The 210-nt window shown below is 45.7% G+C and carries 1 protein-coding gene; it reads left to right on the top strand.

The window, feature by feature from the left end:
- Positions 1–23: 23 nt before the first annotated feature.
- A partial coding sequence (locus F0L46_RS27995; RefSeq protein ID WP_210247721.1) for a hypothetical protein occupies positions 24–210 on the top strand: 187 nt, incomplete at its 3' end.

The raw sequence follows: 210 nt of genomic DNA, 5'->3' as shown, positions 1-210 counted from the left end.
TGCTGTCAGAGACAATTTCATTCGTGTTGTTCATGATGCTCGATATTAAGACGCCTTGTGTTCCCCTCGTCCCATGCGAGAACTCACTTTTCTTCGTTGTTGTTGACGGGAAACGAGTTTACGACAGTCGTCCGTGGACATCAGCAACGCCAGAAACACAACTAAGCCGCTTCGTACCGCGCAATATTTTCAAAACGAATTTTAAGAGGA

It is taken from the genome of Salinarimonas soli (assembly GCF_008386575.1).
GTDB classification, from domain to species: Bacteria; Pseudomonadota; Alphaproteobacteria; order Rhizobiales; family Beijerinckiaceae; genus Salinarimonas_A; species Salinarimonas_A soli.
The sequence above is the reverse complement of the archived record's forward strand: the minus strand, read 5'-3'. Positions and strand labels throughout refer to the sequence as shown.